16 protein-coding genes and 1 tRNA gene are annotated in these 18599 nt (G+C 64.1%); 5 read left to right on the top strand and 12 right to left on the bottom strand.

Annotation, left to right across the window (positions count from 1 at the left end):
- Positions 1 to 12: 12 nt before the first annotated feature.
- The 7 genes from VHN57_RS11420 to VHN57_RS11390 form a co-directional block, all read right to left on the bottom strand.
- Positions 13 to 2160 carry a TonB-dependent receptor gene (locus VHN57_RS11420; RefSeq protein WP_278987323.1) on the bottom strand — a complete coding sequence of 716 codons (2148 nt, stop codon included), beginning with the start codon at positions 2158 to 2160 and terminating at the stop codon, positions 13 to 15.
- Positions 2161 to 2318: 158 nt separating this feature from the next.
- Positions 2319 to 2681, bottom strand: a complete 363-nt coding sequence (locus VHN57_RS11415; RefSeq protein ID WP_278987321.1) for a hypothetical protein — start codon at positions 2679 to 2681, stop codon at positions 2319 to 2321.
- Positions 2678 to 4732 (bottom strand): TonB-dependent receptor plug domain-containing protein, encoded by a 2055-nt coding sequence (locus tag VHN57_RS11410; RefSeq protein ID WP_423283893.1) that lies wholly within the window; start codon positions 4730 to 4732, stop codon positions 2678 to 2680. Before VHN57_RS11410 ends, VHN57_RS11415 begins: the two co-directional genes overlap by 4 nt.
- Positions 4729 to 4983, bottom strand: coding sequence for a hypothetical protein (locus VHN57_RS11405; protein WP_423283891.1), 255 nt, complete (start codon positions 4981 to 4983; stop codon positions 4729 to 4731). Before VHN57_RS11405 ends, VHN57_RS11410 begins: the two co-directional genes overlap by 4 nt.
- Before the next feature lie 2 nt (positions 4984 to 4985).
- The gene (locus VHN57_RS11400) at positions 4986 to 5282 is read right to left on the bottom strand and encodes a hypothetical protein (protein ID WP_125985779.1); all 297 of its coding nucleotides are present in this window, start codon (positions 5280 to 5282) and stop codon (positions 4986 to 4988) included.
- On the bottom strand, positions 5279 to 5569 hold the full coding sequence (locus VHN57_RS11395; protein ID WP_423283889.1) for a DUF3325 domain-containing protein: 291 nt from the start codon (positions 5567 to 5569) through the stop codon (positions 5279 to 5281). The genes VHN57_RS11400 and VHN57_RS11395 overlap by 4 nt, the downstream gene beginning before the upstream one ends.
- A complete protein-coding gene (locus VHN57_RS11390) occupies positions 5566 to 7134 on the bottom strand; it encodes a PepSY-associated TM helix domain-containing protein (protein WP_423283887.1) in 1569 nt (522 codons plus the stop codon). The genes VHN57_RS11395 and VHN57_RS11390 overlap by 4 nt, the downstream gene beginning before the upstream one ends.
- A gap of 493 nt (positions 7135 to 7627) precedes the next feature.
- Here VHN57_RS11390 and VHN57_RS11385 point away from each other — a divergent pair, with 493 nt between their 5' ends.
- Positions 7628 to 9748 carry a TonB-dependent siderophore receptor gene (locus VHN57_RS11385; protein WP_423283885.1) on the top strand — a complete coding sequence of 707 codons (2121 nt, stop codon included), beginning with the start codon at positions 7628 to 7630 and terminating at the stop codon, positions 9746 to 9748.
- A 103-nt stretch (positions 9749 to 9851) separates the two neighbouring features.
- On the opposite strand, the gene VHN57_RS11380 is transcribed toward VHN57_RS11385, so the two are convergent.
- From VHN57_RS11380 to moaA, 3 genes are all read right to left on the bottom strand, one after another.
- A tRNA-Asn gene (locus VHN57_RS11380) sits at positions 9852 to 9926 on the bottom strand.
- A gap of 76 nt (positions 9927 to 10002) precedes the next feature.
- A complete protein-coding gene (locus VHN57_RS11375; RefSeq protein WP_004207502.1) occupies positions 10003 to 10779 on the bottom strand; it encodes an NAD kinase in 777 nt (258 codons plus the stop codon).
- Positions 10776 to 11789, bottom strand: coding sequence for a GTP 3',8-cyclase MoaA (moaA, locus tag VHN57_RS11370; protein ID WP_278984105.1), 1014 nt, complete (start codon positions 11787 to 11789; stop codon positions 10776 to 10778). The genes VHN57_RS11375 and moaA overlap by 4 nt, the downstream gene beginning before the upstream one ends.
- A 121-nt stretch (positions 11790 to 11910) precedes the next feature.
- On the opposite strand from moaA, the gene VHN57_RS11365 reads away from it, so the two are divergent.
- A complete protein-coding gene (locus VHN57_RS11365; RefSeq protein WP_423283882.1) occupies positions 11911 to 13923 on the top strand; it encodes a putative bifunctional diguanylate cyclase/phosphodiesterase in 2013 nt (670 codons plus the stop codon).
- On the opposite strand, the gene VHN57_RS11360 is transcribed toward VHN57_RS11365, so the two are convergent.
- Positions 13912 to 14643: a TorF family putative porin gene (locus VHN57_RS11360; protein WP_423283880.1), complete on the bottom strand. Its 732-nt coding sequence runs from the start codon at positions 14641 to 14643 to the stop codon at positions 13912 to 13914. The genes VHN57_RS11365 and VHN57_RS11360 overlap by 12 nt on opposite strands.
- Positions 14630 to 15037 (bottom strand): hypothetical protein, encoded by a 408-nt coding sequence (locus VHN57_RS11355; RefSeq protein WP_278988176.1) that lies wholly within the window; start codon positions 15035 to 15037, stop codon positions 14630 to 14632. Before VHN57_RS11355 ends, VHN57_RS11360 begins: the two co-directional genes overlap by 14 nt.
- A gap of 501 nt (positions 15038 to 15538) precedes the next feature.
- On the opposite strand from VHN57_RS11355, the gene VHN57_RS11350 reads away from it, so the two are divergent.
- From VHN57_RS11350 to VHN57_RS11340, 3 genes are all read left to right on the top strand, one after another.
- Positions 15539 to 16675, top strand: a complete 1137-nt coding sequence (locus VHN57_RS11350; RefSeq protein ID WP_278988174.1) for a hypothetical protein — start codon at positions 15539 to 15541, stop codon at positions 16673 to 16675.
- Between the two features lie 62 nt (positions 16676 to 16737).
- Positions 16738 to 17874 carry a hypothetical protein gene (locus tag VHN57_RS11345; protein ID WP_278988172.1) on the top strand — a complete coding sequence of 379 codons (1137 nt, stop codon included), beginning with the start codon at positions 16738 to 16740 and terminating at the stop codon, positions 17872 to 17874.
- Positions 17875 to 17963: 89 nt separating this feature from the next.
- Positions 17964 to 18293 (top strand): DUF2322 family protein, encoded by a 330-nt coding sequence (locus VHN57_RS11340; RefSeq protein ID WP_278988170.1) that lies wholly within the window; start codon positions 17964 to 17966, stop codon positions 18291 to 18293.
- Positions 18294 to 18599 lie beyond the last annotated feature (306 nt).

Below are 18599 nucleotides of genomic sequence, written 5' to 3'. Positions count from 1 at the left end.
ATAGGGCGGGCGTCAGTAGGAGAAGCGGGCGCTCAGCAGCACCGTCGCGGGATCGGCATAATTTTTATAGTAGACCCCGGTCGAGGGGATATAGGTCGAACTGACCGGCTTGTTCGCGCCCAGGATATTCTTGCCCTGGATGGCGAACTGGAAACGGTCGTCCGGCAATATCCAGGTGATCGAGCCGTTGACGAAGGTCTGGCCCGGCACTTCGTCCTGCGGCCGGGCGAGGGCGTTCTGATAGAAGCTGCTCTGATATTGGGCATTGGCCGACAGCCGCAATGTGCTGCCCGACGTACCCAGCGGCAGCGCATAATTGGCGCCGCCCGACAGGGACCATTTGGGCGCGTTCAGCAGCGGATTGCCGTCGGCATCCACGCCATTGCCGCCCGCGCCCTTATAATCGTCATAAATGGCCTTGAGGTAGCCGGCCGATGCCTGAAGCGAGAAGCGATCCGACAGGCGCAGGTCATTCTCCAGTTCGACGCCCCAGCTATGCGCCTTGCCGGCATTGCCGCGGCGTGATCCGACATAGGCAGGGTCGTAGAAGGATACCTGGAGATCCTTGTAATCATTGTAGAAGATGGCGAGATTGCTGCGCAGCGCGCCGCCGAACAAGGTGGCCTTGAGGCCGCCTTCATAGGTCGAGACCTTTTCCGGATCGAAGGGCAGGGTAGCCAGGTCCAGCCGGGTCGCGCGATTGTCGAACCCGCCGGATTTGAACCCGCGCGAATAGGTGAGGTAATTGAGCAGATTGGGCGTCCATTGCGCCTGCACCGACAATTTCGGTGTCAGCGCCTTCCAGGTCTTTTCCGCCTCGCCGGCGATCGACTGGGCCACGACATTGCGATCATCGTCGATCACCTTGTTGTCGAAGACGAAGCGCTTCTTTTCGATCGTGCCGCGCAGGCCGGCGGTCAGGCTGAATATGTCATTCGCCTTCCAGGTGCCCTCGCCGAACACGGCATAGGCATCGGTGTAAGTGATGTTGTGGGCGCGCAACCGGTTGACCGGGGCGGTCGCGGCCGTGCCGGTGCGGCTGAAGCCGTCACGCTCCACGAAGAAACGTTCGTGCAGGTAGAAGAGGCCGCTGGTGAAGCTGAGGTCGCCAAAGTCGCCGTTCAGCTGCGCCTCCTGGCTGAAGGCCCGGTCATTATAATGGATCAGGTTCTTCTGGATCAGCGCGGCCTCGCCGTCATTCTCGTAATTGACGGGGTTGAGGTTGAAGCCGGTATAGGCGCTGATCGACTTGATAGAGAGATTAGGCGACAGGTCATAGACCAGCCGCAGCGACGCGCTGCGCGAATTGAGATGCTGGTCCGGTTCGACCTCCGAATAGGATCGGCGGCGGCTGAAGCTGCCGGGCTGATTGACGGGGATATAGGACCGCGTATCGCTACGGTCGCGCAGGATGTTGACGGTCAACAGCGCATCGAGATTGGCTATGCCGGTATAGCGCAGCTTGCCGCGCCAGGCGTCGAGGTCGATCCGATTGACGTCATGGCCCAGCGTCGGGTCATAGGTGACGCCGTCACGGCTGCGATGGATCCAGGCGATGCTGCCCGACAAGTCGTCCGCGATCTTGCCGCTGACCAGTGCCCGGCCCTGCACGTCATTATAGCTGCCATAGCCCAGTTCGGCGGTGACATGGGTGGTTTCGTCGGGGGCGCGGGTGATGATGCGCAAAGCACCGGCCGACGAGTTGCGGCCATAGAGCGTCCCCTGTGGCCCGCGCAGCAGCTCGATCCGTTCCAGATCGACAAATTCGCTCATCGAGGCGATCTGGCGCGGGATGTAGACATCGTCGACATAGATGGCGAGTACCGGCTCCTGGATCGGGTCGGATTCGCCCACGCCGCGCAGCGAGAAGGTCTGGGTGGTGTGGCTGATCGATGTGCGGGCGACGAACAGGTTGGGCACCTGGCCGGCCAGATCGCGAACATTGGTGATGTTGCGCTGCTCCAACGTCTCCGGCGTGAAGGCAGAGATGGCGATCGCCGTCTTCTGAAGGTCCGTAGCGCGCCGCTCGGCGGTGACGATGATGCCGCCGCCGGCGTCGCCATCCTCTGCCGGCGCGGGCGCCTGTGCCCAGGCCGACCCGGTAATTGCCACAGCCACGATCGCGCTGCCGCTGGCGCCCAGGAAAATCCCTTTTGTCATTGTTCCCCACTCAACCGTGATCCGCCGCGGCTTGGGGCCGAGCGTTAACTGTCAACTAAAGTTGTAGACAATTTGCGCAAATGAGTTCGGGCAATCTGGCGGGAGAATGGCTCATAGATTCGTGCGGCAGAGATGGTGGCGCCGATCATCGGCTGTGGTCAGATTTGGCGTGCTCCGCGCCCGCTATAAAGGGTCAGCGGCGATAGCCGCAGATTATTCCGGATCAGCAACTCCGCGCAGGAGCGGATATCGGCGGTCAGCCGTTCGTCCAGGGGTATTGTGGGGGCAGAGCTGAGGCGCTGGGCATCGGCCAGCGAGGCAAGCAGGACCAGTTCGTCGTCACTGACATAGCGGGCGCCGGGCGGCTGGATGCGCAGGCCGCATTCGATGGCGATCCTGCGCAGGCGGGCGAAGCTGTCGATGGCCGCGAGACCGATCCGCTGCTCCTCGCCCCGCAGCATTGCGAGCACCCGGCGCTCGGTCCGCGTGCGGCGGTGGAGGGGCAGGGTAGAGCGGTTCACAGCGCACGCGCCAGTGTCAGCGAGACGACTGCACCCTCCCACTGGTTGCGTTGTTCCTGCCCGCTATAGCTGCCTGCCCGGCTTGGGCTGTAGAAGCGGCGTAGCCGATGATAATCCTGACCGTTGAGCGCGCTGGCCCGCAGCGTCGTCTTGAACCCTGCCAGCGCCGTGGTTTCGACATAAGCATCGAATGCGGCATCGTCGCGCCAGGTCAGTCGTTCACCGGTGTAGAAGACATCGCCCTGTTCGGCGGCGGTATAGCTGATCCCCCAGGATGAACGCAGTTTCGGCACGTCGTGGCGGAACTCGGCGCTCAGGCTGCGTGGCGCGATATCATCCATCTTCCTGTTGTCTCCGGTTACAGGGTCGCGCATGCGCGATCCCCGTAGCGTACCGTCGAGCGTCAGCCGCGCGCCACGCAGGGCGGCATCGAGCGGGAGGGTCGCCTGGGTGCTGATACCCCATTGGCGGGCATTGCCGATCGTCCCCAGCGCTTCGTCGCCCGTGGGGAGGAGGAGATAGCCGAGCATCCCCTGGTGCCATTGATGATAAGCCTCGACCGCCAGCGCGCCGCCCTTGCCCCAGCGATGATCGGCACGGACGAGCGCGCGAGTGACGCGGGCCGGGCGCAACTGGGCATTGCCGCCAAGCGGCCGGCCGTCGGCCTGATTTACCGACGCGGCGAAGTCGCCGAAGTCGAGCTGATCGACGGTGCGGCGGATGCCCAGTCGCAACTGGCTGGTATCGCGTGGCGACCAGACCAGAGCGGCAGACAGTTTCCAATAGGACAGGCTTTGCTCGTTCGCAGCATCCCCCGTAACGCGGATGCGCGACAGTTCGAACGCCATGCCGCTTTCCAGCGTCCAGCGTTTGCCGAGGCGCAGCGTGACATTGGCAAAGGCCTCGCCCCGCAGTTCGGACACACGGCTATTTGCGTTGGCCAGGGTGATCGGCGTCAGGCCGCTGCCATTATCCTCCGCATAGTCGAGGGCGCTGCTGAGCCGGTTATAGGCGATCTCCATCCCCAGTTCCGGGCGGAGCATATGGTCGCCGCCCCGCGTCAGCGTCGTGCGACCGACCAGCTCCAACGGCTTCTGCGCCAGCGCTGAAACGCCACGATAGCCCGGCTCGACATAGTCCTCGTCGGTGGTCAGGCGTTCGACCCGACCGAGCCCCACCAGCTTTGCCGACCAGTCCTTGCCAAGAGCGCGGGTCCAGTCGAGCCCCAACTCGCCACTGCGCCCCTTTTCGTCATAGCCGATGGTCCGCTCGATCATCGCTGCACCGTCAGTCGGCATGATCATGATCGCCCGGTCGGATTCATAGCCATCCCGATTGAGCCGCAGATTGAGCGTCAGCGTACCGCCGGCCAGCGCGCCGGATGTCGATGCCGCAAGCCCGATCTCCGGTGCCTTGCCGATGATGCGCTCATGCCGGGTCTCGGTCGGCATGCCATTGCCGTCGCTGATATGATAGATGCCGTCGATCGGATAGCGGACCTGCTCGACCGACAGTTCCACATTGCTTTGCCAGCCGGCAATCTTGCGTGCGTGGCTGATCTGGGCAGAGGGCGATATTCGGCCGTCGCGGGTATGGCTGAGCTTCAGCGAGGCATTGCCCGATCCGCCCCCATCGGTGCGCAGGATGACATTGGCCACCAATGTCTGTCCCTGTGCCTCGGCCGCGTCGGTCCCGCGCAACAGCACGACCCGCTCGACGCGTGCGGCACCGATCCGGCGCAGCACCTCGGTAATGCCGCCGGCCTTCACCGTCGGTCGCTGACCATCGATCAGCACATTGCCGGCCGCGCCGCCAAAACCGCGCAGGCTGTTGCCCTCGCTCAATAGGAAGCCGGGGGTGCGCTCCAGCATGTCGAGCGCGGTCTGGGGCTGAAAGGGCGCGTAGAAATCGGCCGGATAAACCGGATCAGGACCAGCCGGGACGATCGGCGGATGAGCTGGCGGGCTGTTGTTCTGAACTGCTTCCTGTTCGCTCGCCATCGCGCCCGCCGTCATGGCAAGGCCGGCCATCAGCGCATGGAACAGCATCATCGTAGGAAAAACTCTACCGGCACGACCCGTTCGATGCTTTCGACCTTCACATCCTCGGGTGGCTCCAGGATAGGCTGCCGGGGCATTGACTGCGACTGTTCCGTCCGGAACTGTTCGGGGCCGGGCGGCACTTCGCTTGCCGCTTCTGGTGGCGCAGCCGGCGGAGCCACCGCAAAGATGCTCAGGGTCGGCGCCGATTTCGGCACGACATAATCGGTCAGTGGCGTATGGGGGAGAGGGGGCGAGGCCATATCTATTCCGAAAGCATGAGCAGCAGCATGGCGGGTGGCAGGGCCAGGAGGATCATGACGCTCCATGCGCGCGCCGGATTGCGCGCGTGAAAGGCGCTCATCGCGATCACCGCGAACAAGGCAAAGCTGGCAAGCGTAACGCCGGTGACAGCTTCGACAGCATCGGTGCCAAGCCGAACGAGCAGGCGGGAAAGGGCCGCAGTGACGAGCGCGGTCAGGCCATAGGCACCCAGCGTGCAGGCCGTGATCCGTCCGGCATTCGCCCAGCGCGCACGAGCGACAGAGCTGAACCCGATCATGGCCGCACCCAAGTGAGGATGCGCTCGCGATTGCAATTGAGCGTCACGATCGTGACGGCGCCGGCGCTCAGCCAGCCGAACCAGGCGACGCTGCCATAACCCCAGCCAAGGCCAAGGCCTGCGATCAGGAAGGCGATGCTCAGCAGCGCAAAGCCCGCCTGACGCAATCGGCGCGATTGCGGGTCGGGCAGCTTGCGACGAAGCCAGTCTTGCTGGTGGCGGGCCATCGCCAGAAACAGCAGCGCAAAGCCGCCGAGCGACAGCAGGGCTGTTGCGACATGGGTCATGCCGGCACCTCCTGAAAATCTGGCTTGGGCTGGCGCGTGCGGCTGCGCGCCTTGGCCTTGGACTGGTGGGTTGCCACCTTGCGGGCGGCAAAGGCGAAGCCGGTGGCGGTCAGGATCATCATCAGGTCGAACAGGATGAAGATAGCGTCACCCGCCATCACGCTGGCGGGCAGGCCACGGGGCGTGGTAGCGGCGTTGACCAGCGGAATGGCGGCATAGAGCAGGGCGCAGGCGGCCAGCGTCTCGACCCAGGCCCGCCGTGCCGGCCGGCCCAGGCTCCACACAAAGATCGCGCCCCAGGCGATGAACAGGGCGTTGACTTCCCAGTCGGCGCGTTTGGTGATCGCCGGATCAAGCAGCCGGTTGGCGAGGAAATAGACCGCGATCCCTGCCGATGCGCCGGCGATCACGCCGATGTTCAGCCGTTCGACCAGACGGAAACCGAAATGGGGCCGGGCCGGGTCGGGCAGCTTTGCGCGGCGCTTGACCGTCCACAGCACCAGCCCGCTGCCGACCATGATCGTGCCGCCCACGCCGGAGAGGAAATAGAGCCAGCGCAAGGCCGGGTTGGCATAGCGGCCGGCATGAAGGTCGACCATCACCCCCTTGGTCGCTGTCGCTGCGCCGCCTTCGCGCGGGCCAGCCAGCGGCTTGCCGGTGGCGCCGTTGAGGTAGAGCATCGGCTGGTGGCCGCCCAGCGTTTCGGTGCGGGGCCAGATGCGGACGATAGCGGCTGCATTGCCGGGATGGCTGATGCTGACATAGCTGGGCTCGAAACCGGGACGCAAAATGCGGGCACGCTGTAGCAGTTCGGGGATCGGGCGCAGATCGGCCTTCGCCTCGCTCGGTTCGCTCTTTGGCCCGGACGGGAAGGCCGCCTCATAATAGGCGTCGGTCGACGGGAAATTTGCGCTGATCGCCCATGGCATCAGGGTGAAAAGCAGGGTGACGAGCCCGGTATAGGTGATCATCAGATAGAAGGGCAGGGCAAGCACGGCGGTCACATTATGCGCGTCGAGCCAGGAGCGCTGGCCCTTGCCGAAGCGCAGCAGGAAGAAGTCGGTGAAGATCTTCTTGTGGGTGACGACGCCGCTCAGGATCGCGACCAGCATGGCGAGCGCGGCCAGGCTGACGAGCAGGCGCGCCCACATGACCGGCATATAATGAAGGTCGAAATGCATGCGATAGAGGAAGAAGCCGCCGCGCGTGTCGCGTACGCTGGTGAGAGCGCCGCTGGTCGCGTCGAGCATGCGTTCCTGCTGACTTGAGCGGTCGCCGCCGGCCGGCGTCCAACTGATCGAGAAGCCTTCGCCGCCACGGCTGCCGGGAAGGGAGAGCGTCCAGTCGTCTGCACCCGCGCCTTCCTTGCGCAGGATCGTGTCGGCGGCGTCGATTGCCTTTTCACTGACCGGGGCGGGTGTCAGTTCGGGTCGCATCCATTGCGATATTTCCTGCTGGAAGAACGCAACCGTGCCGAACAGGAAGATGACGAACAGCAGCCAGCCAGGCAGCAGCCCGGTCCAGGTGTGCAGCGTCGACATGGTCTGGCGCAGCGATGCCTTCACGATGTCTCGCCTCCGGCGACCTCTGATGACCTGTGTTCGTGCATGTCCCGCTGTTCGCTAATGCCCATCGATGCCCTGTTTGGTTGACGTTTGGCGTGACTGGATTTCCAAAGAAAAACGTCGAGAAATATTGGAAAGCCGCCCCGTCGCCTTCAAATTGCATACCCCATGGCGAGTGGCTCGCTTGGCACCTCGTCGCGTTGGGATGGTGCCATTAACGCAAATGAGATTTATTTGCAAAAAAGACATTTGATTTTTTGTGGTCGTAAGGGCTGCCATGTCCGGCAAATAGTCCTTGTCGAACGCGCAACATGCCCCGTACTGGACAGCATAAATCACAGCCCCTAATTCGCATATGCGAATCAATAGCAATAAAAGGGCTGGTATGCGACATATAAGATGGATGGGGGCGTTGCTGTCTGGGGGCGGTATCGTTGCCGCGGCGGTGCCTGCGTTTGGGCAGGAACAAGCCGGTCAGGATGGTCAGGCTGTCATGCTCGGGTCGGTCCGGGTTGAAGGGGAGGCCGTTGATGATGGGCTGACCAGTGATCCCGCATCTACCGAAGGGACCGGCTCTTACACGACCCGGTCGATGAAGACCGCGACGAAGCTGCCCATGTCGATCCGCGAGACACCGCAGTCGGTGACCGTCGTCACCCGCCAGCGACTGGATGATCAGGTGATGACCAACATCACCGACGTGGTGAAAAATACGCCAGGCCTTTTCCTCAACTATTCCAGCGGGCCCGGCCGCCCGAGCTTTACCGCGCGCGGTTTCGATATCGACAACATCATGTATGACGGCCTGCCGTCCCGCTATCAGGGATGGGTGGTGGGCAGTCAGGCCAATTTGGCCATCTATGACCGGGTGGAGGTGGTGCGCGGCGCTACGGGCCTTGTAACCGGCAGCGGCAATCCATCGGCGGCGATCAATCTGGTGCGCAAGCGCCCGACCCGCGACTTTCAGCTCAATCTCGAAGGATCGGCCGGCAGGTGGGACAATTATCGCGGGCAGATCGACATGTCGGGCGGTGTCGATCAGGCCGGCAATCTGCGGGTGCGGGTTATCGGCTCCTATCAGGACAGCAGCAGTTTCCGCGATGGCGAGGTCATTCATCGCGGCCTGATCCATGCGATCGGCGAATATGATATCGGCCCTGATACGACGCTCATGGTGGGCGCCACCCATCAGGATGATTTCTTCAATAGCTTCTGGGGCGGCTTGCCGCTCAGCGCTACCGGCGCGCATCTCGACCTGCCGCGCTCGACCCGACCCAGCTATGACTGGGAAGGCAAAAGCCAGAAGTCGAACACTGTCTTTGGCGAACTGACCCATCGGTTCGGTCACGACTGGAGCGTCCGGCTGGCGAGCATGAAGGTGTGGCAGGATGCCATGTTCTCCGGCACCTATGTCTATCGCCGGCCCGACCTGACGCTCACCCATTCCGCCTATCAGGCCGCCTATGACGAGGATCAGGCCAGTGTCGACCTCTATGCCAGCGGGCCGGTCACGTTGTTTGGTCGTGACCATGATCTGACATTCGGTGCCAGCCGACGCGAGACCTCGACAGGCACGCAAAATTACAGCGGGGGCGGGCTGCTCGCGGGCGATGTCGACATGTTCGATTTCGACCCGGCCAGCGGTGCTCGACCCAATTTCGTGCCGACGACCTACAGCCGGAACGTCATCACCCAGGGCGGTCTCTATGCCTCGACCCGGCTCAATCCGTTCGATGGGCTGAAGGTCATCTTGGGCGGGCGGCTGGATTGGTATGATTATGATAATCGCACGGCTGCGACCGGCGATTACAAGGTCGATGCCCACAAGACCGTCTATGCCGGCGCGATCCTGGACATCGATCGTCATCATTCTTTCTATGCCAGCTTCACCGACATTTTCCAGCCGCAGACGGCCAGGGGCTTTGCCGTAGACGCCGACAGCCAGACGATCCTGAAGCCGATCACCGGCCAGAACTACGAGGTGGGTATCAAGAGCGAATATCTCGACGGGGCGCTGAATGCGGCGATCGCGCTCTTCCGCATCGACCAACGGAATAGGGCATTTGTGCCGACCGATCAGAGCGGTTGTCCCAGCTTCCCGGCCAGCAGTTGCTCGACGGCTGCTGGCCTGGTGCGCAGCAAGGGCATTGATGCCGAGCTTCAGGGCGCGATTACGCCCGACTGGAACATTTCGCTCAGCTATACCTATACCAGCATTCAATTTGTGCGGGACACCAACCCCGAAAATGGCGGCAAGAATTTCGACACCGACATGCCCCGCCACATGGCTAAATTGTCGACCTTCTACACTCTGCCGGGGAAGCTCGACCGGCTGCGTGTCGGCGCCGGACTTAACTGGCAGAGTCGCATATACAACGACAATAACGGCGCCAATTTCAACAATGTCGCCTTCCGCGTCGAACAGGGGGGCTATGCCGTTGCCGACCTGATGCTGGGATACAAGATCAGCGACCGGTTCGATCTTCAGGCCAACATCAACAATCTGTTCGACAAGCATTATTACAAGGCGATCGGCTATGATATCCGCTGGGGCTCGACCGATGCCTATGGCGATCCGCGCAATATTCTGGTGACGCTGCGCGGCAGAATCTGAAGGCATGCGCTCGCCAGCCATGGTTGGCGAGCGCCGCAATCGTGCGATGCGCTGAATTTCGGATTGTCTGGAGCCAGCCCGGCCTTGCCAAGGGCTGAAATAGTGGCTCCCCGAGTAGGATTCGAACCTACGGCCATTCGATTAACAGTCGAATGCTCTACCGCTGAGCTATCGGGGAGCAGCCCCGCTTGCGCCGGGCAGGCCGCGCATATGCAGCGGCTTGTCTTAAATGGCAAGCGTGAAATTGCAGAAAATTACGCGATGAATTGTTCGGCCGCGATCCGGTCGTCCAGCGTATGTTCGGGGTCGAACAACAGGGTCAGCGGGGTGGCGCGGTCGATCTTGACCTCGACCTGGGCGACATCGCGGACTTCGCGCTGGTCGGCGACGGCACTGACCGGACGTTTGACCGGATCGAGCACGGTGAAGCGAATCGCGGTATTTTCCGGCAGGATGGCGCCACGCCAGCGGCGCGGCCGGAACGGGCTGATCGGGGTCAGGGCGACGAGCGCCGACCCCAGTGGCAGGATCGGGCCATGGGCGGACAGATTATAGGCGGTGGACCCGGCGGGCGTTGCGACCAGCACGCCGTCGCACACCAGTTCGGGCAGCACGGGGCGATCATTGACCTGCACTTCCAGCTTGGCGGTCTGGCGGGTTTCGCGCAGCAGCGAGACTTCGTTGATCGCCGGGATGGAGAAACGCTCGCCATCGACCGTGTCGACCACCATGCGCAGCGGGTTGACCTTGAAGCTCTTGGCCTTCTCCAATCGCTGTTCCAGCCGTTCCAGACGCCATTCGTTCATTAGGAAGCCGACCGTGCCGAGGTTCATGCCGAAGACTGGCAATATACGGCGGGATTCCAGCATGGCGTGCAGCGTCTGCAGCATGAAACCGTCGCCGCCCAGCGCGATGACCGTGTCCGCCTGTTCCAGCGGCACGAAATCATAGGCGGCGCGCAACCGTTCTTCCGCTGCCCGTGCAGCCTGGGTCGGGGACGCGACGAGGGCGCGCCTGGGTTCGCTGTTCATCCGCCGGTGACGCTCATATGTCGCTGGACCGCCGCAGTCGGAGCGCCGGCACCGATCCGGAAATCATGGGCAGCGGGCTTGCGCCGCAGTGCGCGATCGACCAGCGGTTCGACCGCGGCGAGGCCGCCGCTGCGCAGGGCGACCTTGAAATCGACATGGTCGTCATGGCCCAGGCACATGTAGATCTTGCCCTCGCAGGTCATGCGCATGCGATTGCAGTCGGCGCAGAAATTGCGGGTGAGCGGGGTGATGAGGCCAAGCCGAACACCCAGCCCCTCGACATCATGATAGCGCGCCGGGCCACCCGTGCGCGCCGCGATCGGGGTGAGGACATGATGGGCGTCAATCTCCTGCGCGACATGCGACAGCGGCAGATAATGGTCGGTGCGATCCTCGCCCGTTTCGCCCAGCGGCATGGTCTCGATCAGGGTCAGGTCGAAGCCCTGGCTGTCGCACCAGCGCAGCATCGGCAGGATCTCGTCGGCATTGATATCCTTGAGCGCGACCATGTTGATCTTGACCGCAAGCCCCGCCGCGCGCGCGGCATCCAGCCCCCGCAGCACTACCGACAGGTCGCCGCCGCGGGTGATATGGGCGAAGCGATCGGCCTGCAGGCTGTCGAGGCTGACATTGATGCGGCGGACGCCGGCGTCGTGCAGCGCCTCTGCATGATCGGCCAGGCGCGTGCCATTGGTTGTCAGCGTCAGTTCCTGAAGGCCGGCATCCAGATGGCGACCGATTCGACGGATCAGGTCGATGATGTCGCGGCGCACCAGCGGTTCGCCGCCGGTCAGGCGGATGCGGCGCACACCGCGCGCGATGAAGAGATCGGCGAGAAGCGCGATTTCCTCCAGCGTCAGAACCTGATTTTTCGGCAGGAACTGCATCCGTTCCGCCATGCAGTATCGGCAGCGCAGGTCGCATCGATCCGTAACGGAAATCCGCAGATAATCGATCCGGCGGCCAAGGCCGTCGGTCATGGAAGTTGCGGCAGGATCGACCATGGCCATGCCCCTAGCTAAGCCATGGGCATGGCGGGCGCAAGCTGGCCGGTTGCGGGGCGGTGAAGAGGTCGGTAACCGGTTGCTGTTACAAGAGCGGCATGCGCTTTGTCAGGGAGTCGATAAAAGAGTGAGCGGGCAGGCCGCCCCGGACGGGCAGCGCAGCATCTTCATCCTGTCGCCCGGCGACCGCGACCCCCTGTGCCGTGCCGCGCAGGAGGCGGGCTGGCGCGCGATCGGTGCGCGGCGTGCCACGGATGCCCCGCAACGTTTCCTGCGCAGCGACGCCCAGATAGCGCTGGTCGACATGCGCGGCGGGACGGCGGCCAAGCTGATCGCGCCTTTGGTGCCAGCGGTGGATGCGGGCGGCTGCGCGCTGGTGGTGCTGGTCGATGCGGCGGCGGTCGCGACCCTGCCGCAATTGTTCGACGCCGGCGCGACCCATTTTCTGGTGGCACCGGTAACGCAACCCGTGTTGCAGGCAACGCTGGCATCGGCGCAGCGGCTGGTCGAGCGGCTGGGCGGTGGCGCGATGCAAAGCCAGCGTGCGCAGCGCATCCGCCGCGGCGACGCCCTTTACTGGGAGATGGACCGCGACGGCGCAGGACTGCGGCTGAGCGAGAGTCTGGCCCGGAATCTGGGCATAGAGGCGTGGCAGCCGACGCCATCGACCTTGATCCACCGGCTGGCGCGCAATGAACGCAAGGCGGTGCTGAACGCGCTGGAGGGGATGATGCAGTCGGGCCGTCCGGCGGCATTCGCCCATGCGGTGCCGGGGCGGCCGGGCAATCGGCTGGTGCATCATCTGCGCTTCGTCGATGGCACGGTGGCGGCGGATGTGGAGTGGCTGTCCGACGCGCAGGACCAGGATGTGGCGAGCCGCGACAACCTGACCGGGCTGCGTTCGCGCCAGGCGGCACTGGACTGGCTGGATCGCCGGTCGGGGCTGCCGACGACGGTGGTGCTGCTGTCGATCAGCCAGTTCGATCGCATGAATGCGGCCTATGGCCAGGTGGTGGGTGACGCACTGCTGGGGCGGATTGCGCGGCGGATCGAACAGATTGTCGATAGCGTGGCAGGCCATGCGATGGTCGCGCGGATCGCCGGCACGGAATTTCTGGTCGGCCTGACCGGCGAGCCGGCGGCGGCGGAGCGGGCGACCTATCTGGCGCGGCAGTTGATCGAGGCGATCAGCCGGCCGTTCAGTGCGGGCGACCATCTGATCCGTCTGATTGCGCGATGCGGTATCGCGCAGGCGCGGGCGGAGGATGATGCGACCCAGTTGCTGCGGCGGGCAGGGGCTGCACTGGCCGATGCGCGGCAGGGCGGGGGCGAGGGTATTCGCATCTTTTCCGCCGAGAAGCGCAGCCGCCAGCTCGACGCCGACCAACTGGAAACCGACCTGCGGCTGGCGCTGCACCGGGGCGAGATCGGCATCGTGTTCCAGCCGCAATATCCGGTCTATGACCATCGCATCAGCGGGGTCGAGGCGTTGGCGCGGTGGAACCACCCGATTTATGGTCCACTGGGGGCCGGCATATTGTTCGGCACGGCGGAACGGTCCGACTATATGCTGCCACTGTCGGCGCATATCCAGGCGGAGGCCTTGCGGCAGGCGGCGGCCTGGCCGAGCGCGCTGTCCAATCTGCGCCTGTCGATCAACGTCACGGCGGCGGATATTTCGCAGCCGGGGTTCATGGCCGATTTCCTGGGTCAGGTGGACCGCAGTGGCTTTCCCCGGTCGCGGCTGACGGTGGAGATTACCGAAAGCGGGCTGATCCAGGATGTCGACGCGGCGGCGGCGCTGCTGACGGCGCTGCGGTCCGAAGGGCTGGCGGTGGCGATCGACGATTTCGGCACCGGCTATTCGAGCCTGGCTTATCTCAAGGGCCTGCCGCTCGATTATCTGAAGATCGACTCCAGCCTAGCCCAGGATATCGCCGGGTCGGCGCGCGACCGGATTATTGTGCGCGGGGTGATCCATATGGCGAAGTCGCTGGGCCTCAACGTCATTGCCGAAGGGGTGGAGACGGAGCAGCAGCTCGACCTGCTGGCACGGGAAGGCTGTGATTATTACCAGGGCTTCCTGCGCTCGGCCGGCGTCTCCACGCCCGAACTCATATCGCTGGTGCTACAGGGTTAGGCCGACCTTCCCGATGAGGGCCGCGCCGGCGTGGCGCGCGTCGCGATTGTCGATGTCGCTGTAGCGCAGTTCCGCCGACCAGCGGCCGCGATACCAGGCGATGGCCGCGCCATAATCCCAATAATCGCCGCCCGGCCGCAGCCGTTGCGAGGCGATCGGATCGCGATCCGACCCGGAACTATGGCCGACCCGTGCCGAGGCGGTGAGCGGCGTGCCCGGAATGGCGAAGGAAGCGGCGGAGGACAGATAGAGATTGTCGCCGCCGATCGACGACTGGCGCGGGGCATATTGGGCGCCGATGTCGATGTTGGCGGGGCCGATCAGGAAGCCGGCGCCGGCGCCAAATTCGCCATAGCCCTGATGATCGGCGCCGGGGAAGAGATGGTAGCGCGCGTCGAGCGACAGCCGCCAGCCGCCCAATTGATGGACATAGGAAGGGCCAAGGTCGATCACGGCGTCGGCGCCGCCATGGCGATCGCTGCCCCAGAGGCTGGTCGCGGTGCCATCGAGCGACAGGCCCTGCGCGACCGGCACGGACACGCTGCCGCGCAGCACCGGATCGCCATCGCTCCAGCTCAGGCCGCGGCGGCGCTCGTCGCTGGCGACCTCGACCGTGGCGCTGGGGCCGCTGGCATATTGGGCGGCGGCCGGTACGGCATGGAGGGCGAGGCCAAGCCCGCCCAGCCATGCCAGGCCGATGGTCCGATCAGTTCGATGCAAGATTGCGCACCGAGTCCAGTTCGGCCAGCAGCGGCGCGCGATCGGCTTCTGCCACGGCGATCAGATGTGCTTCGATCTTGTCCTGATACTGGGCCATGTTGCGTTCGCCCGACTGACGGCCGGTGGTGCAGGCGCCAGCCTCGCTACCCGAAAAGCGCTTGTCGCTCGACACGGTGCGGGCGAGCGCCGGGCCATGGTCCAGCTTGCGGTCGACGACGATCGTCGCGGTCCACTGGCAGCGCTGATTGTCCATGCGGTTGGGCGTCTTTGCGCCGATGGTCTTTGTGCGGATGTCCGCACGGGCGGTATAGGTGGCGTCGACCTGGTTGCCATGATGCTCGACCGAGACATTGTGGGTCGCGGCGGCGGCAAGCGCCATAAGGATCAAACTCATTGCATTCTCCTGCTGTGACGCCGCGCTTTGTTGCCCGGTCGTCACGAAGGCATGTAGGTTTCGACTGTTGCTGCTTCTTTTCTGGTTGATGATGAATGGCGACATGAGGGTCGGATATGCAGGGCGCTGGGTCATGACAGGGGCATCGTGACGCGTCAGCCGCGAAGTTCATACCGTTCTTGCCCCGTATTTCTGGCCGATTTTGCGAAAAAGGTCATGGCAACGCGCCACGCAAGCGACAGCGACGCGTCAATTGGGTGCCGGTGACGCGACGGTCGGGTCATGGGGGCGCGTCATCCGGGTCATCGGGACGCGACCGTCGGGTCATGATTTCATGCGGTGGTTGGGGTGCGGAGACATGCGGCATCATCCGGCAGGATAGAGCAGAGAAAGTCCAAATAGGAAAGAAGTGGTTGCTGAACGTTTCTGCCGGCCATTGCGACTTGCAAGCCTGCGTCGATCCGCCACTATGAACTTGAGGAATGCAGGAGGGATATCATCATGTTCGCCCTTTTTCTTCTGTTGCAGGCAGCCGCGCCCGATATTGTCGTGACGGGCGAGAGGCTGGTCGAAGAGCAGGCGAAATGCGCGCGCGGCGAATGCACGCCACTGCGCGATGCACAGGCGACGATCGCCCTGGCTGAGCAGCAGTTCCGCAGTGGCGCATATGTGCATGCCAAGGGGCTGCTGGCCGCAGCGATCAGCCGCAACAAGGACAAGGGGGCGGAGGCGCCGCGCGCAGTGGCAGCGATTTACGAAGCGATGGCAACGGTGTCGCTGCATGAGGGCGACCAGGATGATTATCGCCGTGCGGTGGCCGGGCAGGTCAAGACGCTGCGCGACAATCTGCCAGCGGATGATGTGGCGGTGCAGGCTTCGGCCACGGCGCTGGGTGACATGTGGATCAAGCTGGGCCGCTATCGTCAGGCGGAATCGACCTTCCGTGGAATAGAGGAGCAAGCGCTGGCCGAAGGACAGGCCTATCCGGCGATGATGGCCGGGATGAAGCGGGTGTGGCTGGCTGGCGCGCTGGGCAAGATGCGCGATGCGCGTATGATGCTGGACGCGCTGGAGCGGCGCCCGATCGCGCAGGAGCCAGGCTTTCGCACTGCCCTGCGCGTGGTGCGACTGCGACTGGCGGTGCGGGCCGGGGATGATGCCGAAATCACCCGGTTGGCCGAAACGATCGGCACGGACCAGGGTGGCCCGCCGGTGCTGATCTGGCAACCATCCTATCCCGGTAGTGCGGCGGTCGAGGCGAATAATAGTGCCCGGACCTTTGATCTCGTGGATGCGGTTCCGATCAATTCGTCCGACCTAGCCAGCATCCAGTGGGTGGATGTGGGCTTCTGGATCCGGCCGGATGGGCATACCGAGGAAGCGGAGATATTGCGGGGGTCGCGCGCGCCTGCCTGGGCGCCGGCAATCCTGAAGCAGGTAGCGGGGCGACGCTATGCTGCGAGTGCGAAAGCGGGAGAGGGGGATGCATCCGGCAGCTATCGGATCGAGCGTGTCACGCCCAAATATCAATATGTGGTTCCCAAAGGATCGGTGATCCGGCGTCGGGTTCCGGCAGCCGGCTTCGAGATACTGGACCTGACCGCATCGGAAGCGGCGATGCCGCCGCCCGGCGAATAAGGCCGGGTATGGGCATAGCGGTTCATGTGACAGGGTAGCTGACAGAAAGGAAGGAAATCATCATGTTCGCCCTTTTGCTTCTGGTGCAGGCGGCCTCGCCCGATATCGTCGTGACGGGCCAGCGGCTGGTCGAGGAGCAGGCAAAATGCGTGCGCGGCGAATGCACGCCGCTGCGCGATGCGCAGGCGACGATCGCGCTGGCCGAGCAACGGTTCCGCGATGGCGAATATGTGCATGCCAAGGGGCTGCTGGCTGGCGCGATCAGCCGCAACAAGGGCAGGGGGGCGGAGGCGCCGCGGGCGGTGGCCGCCATCTATGAAGCGATGGCGACGGTGTCGCTGCATGAGGGCGATCAGGATGATTATCGCCGCGCGGTGGCGGGGCAGGTGAAGACGCTGCGCGACAATCTGCCGGCGGACGATGTGGCGGTGCAGGCATCGGCCACGGCGTTGGGCGACATGTGGATCAAGCTCGGAAAATTTCGCCAGGCTGATGCCAGCTTTCATGCGATCGAGGATCAGGCGCTGGCCGAAGGGCGCGCCTATCCGGCGATGATGGCCGGGATGAAGAGGGTGTGGCTGGCCGGCGCGCTGGGCAAGGTGCGTGAAGCGAACATGATGCTGGATGCATTGGAGCAGCGGCCGATTGCGCAGGAACCGGGATTTCGTACCGCCCTGCGCGTGGTGCGCCTGCGACTGGCGGTGCGGGCCGGGAATGATGCGGAAATCACCCGCCTGGCCGGAACCATCGCTGCGGACCAGAGCGGGCCGCCGGTCCTGGTCTGGCAACCGCCCTATCCGGGGGATGCGATGGCCGAGGCCAGCAATAATGTGCGGGCCTTTGGCGGCGTCGATGTGACGTCGGTCCGCTCCACCGATGTCGCCAGCATCCAGTGGGTGGATGTGGGCTTCTGGGTTCGACCGGATGGGCATATTGAGGAAGCGGAAATTTTGCGCGGGTCGCGCGCCCCTGCCTGGGCGCCGGCGATCCTGAAACAGGTTGAGGGCCGGCGCTATGCGGCGAGTGCCAAGGTTGGCGAGGAAGATGGGCCTGGCAGCTATCGGATCGAGCGTGTGACCCGCAAGAACCTATATGCGACCCCCATCGGATCGAATATCCGGCGCCGGGTTCCGGCGCCGGGCTTCGAGATACTGGACCTGACCGCATCGGAGGCCGCCATGTCCCCGCCGGGCGAATGAGGCGGAGGCAACAGCGCAAAGCGCTTTCCACGCCTGGGGTCAGGCTCTAAAGGCCCGCGCTCATCATTTTTCGAGACGGGAAGCCAGCGATGATTCAACCGGGTACGACGTTCAAGGACAATCTCCAGCTGCTGCCGCCGATCGACGGCATCGCCCGCATCGACCTGACGGACGCGAGCGGCTCGGTCGTCGCCAGCATCGAGAACCAGCCAGGCAAGCAGGGGTCTCTGGCGGTTTATGCCTATTTGCAGCAGGTGTTCGGCGCGCTGGATGCAGCGGCAGCCGAGCATGGTCTGGCAGTGTTTGCCGAACATACGGCAGATGCCCGTAATCGTCCGGGCGCGCATCCCAATGTCGATCGGCTGATCGCGATCGTGGACGGTGGTGACGCGCTGGCGATCGGGATGGTCGCGGGCTGAACAAGGCGGGTAAATCATTTCCTCGATGCGCCTTTTTTGCCGTTGTCGGGGCATGACGCAGGGCCTGCCAAGTCGGGCGGACGGAATCGGATAAGGACAGGCTGCTTCGACAGCCCCTCACCCTCCCGCGCCTGCGGCGCGGGGCTCTCCCTCCCCCGTGAGCGGGAGAGGGTAATTGGCAATAGCGGGGATGGGACGGGAAGCGGACTGTCTGACAATCCTCCCCAAGCTTGCTTGGGGAGGGGGACCGCCGAAGGCGGTGGAGGGGCAAGTAGATGAGGTCGCGCCATTGCCCCTCCGTCAGCG

It is taken from the genome of Sphingobium salicis subsp. salicis, from assembly GCF_049472635.1.
GTDB lineage: Bacteria > Pseudomonadota > Alphaproteobacteria > Sphingomonadales > Sphingomonadaceae > Sphingobium > Sphingobium yanoikuyae_A.
Note: the sequence above shows the minus strand (reverse complement) of the source record. Positions and strands in the feature narration are given on the sequence as shown.

Coding starts and splice junctions, on each gene's coding strand:
- VHN57_RS11420 (WP_278987323.1), bottom strand. CDS start 2,160: ATGACAAAAGGGATTTTCCTGGGCGCCAGCGGCAGCGCGATCGTGGCT.
- VHN57_RS11410 (WP_423283893.1), bottom strand. CDS start 4,732: ATGATGCTGTTCCATGCGCTGATGGCCGGCCTTGCCATGACGGCGGGC.
- VHN57_RS11405 (WP_423283891.1), bottom strand. CDS start 4,983: ATGGCCTCGCCCCCTCTCCCCCATACGCCACTGACCGATTATGTCGTG.
- VHN57_RS11400 (WP_125985779.1), bottom strand. CDS start 5,282: ATGATCGGGTTCAGCTCTGTCGCTCGTGCGCGCTGGGCGAATGCCGGA.
- VHN57_RS11395 (WP_423283889.1), bottom strand. CDS start 5,569: ATGACCCATGTCGCAACAGCCCTGCTGTCGCTCGGCGGCTTTGCGCTG.
- VHN57_RS11385 (WP_423283885.1), top strand. CDS start 7,628: ATGCTCGGGTCGGTCCGGGTTGAAGGGGAGGCCGTTGATGATGGGCTG.
- VHN57_RS11375 (WP_004207502.1), bottom strand. CDS start 10,779: ATGAACAGCGAACCCAGGCGCGCCCTCGTCGCGTCCCCGACCCAGGCT.
- moaA (WP_278984105.1), bottom strand. CDS start 11,789: ATGGCCATGGTCGATCCTGCCGCAACTTCCATGACCGACGGCCTTGGC.
- VHN57_RS11355 (WP_278988176.1), bottom strand. CDS start 15,037: ATGAGTTTGATCCTTATGGCGCTTGCCGCCGCCGCGACCCACAATGTC.
- VHN57_RS11350 (WP_278988174.1), top strand. CDS start 15,539: ATGTTCGCCCTTTTTCTTCTGTTGCAGGCAGCCGCGCCCGATATTGTC.
- VHN57_RS11345 (WP_278988172.1), top strand. CDS start 16,738: ATGTTCGCCCTTTTGCTTCTGGTGCAGGCGGCCTCGCCCGATATCGTC.
- VHN57_RS11340 (WP_278988170.1), top strand. CDS start 17,964: ATGATTCAACCGGGTACGACGTTCAAGGACAATCTCCAGCTGCTGCCG.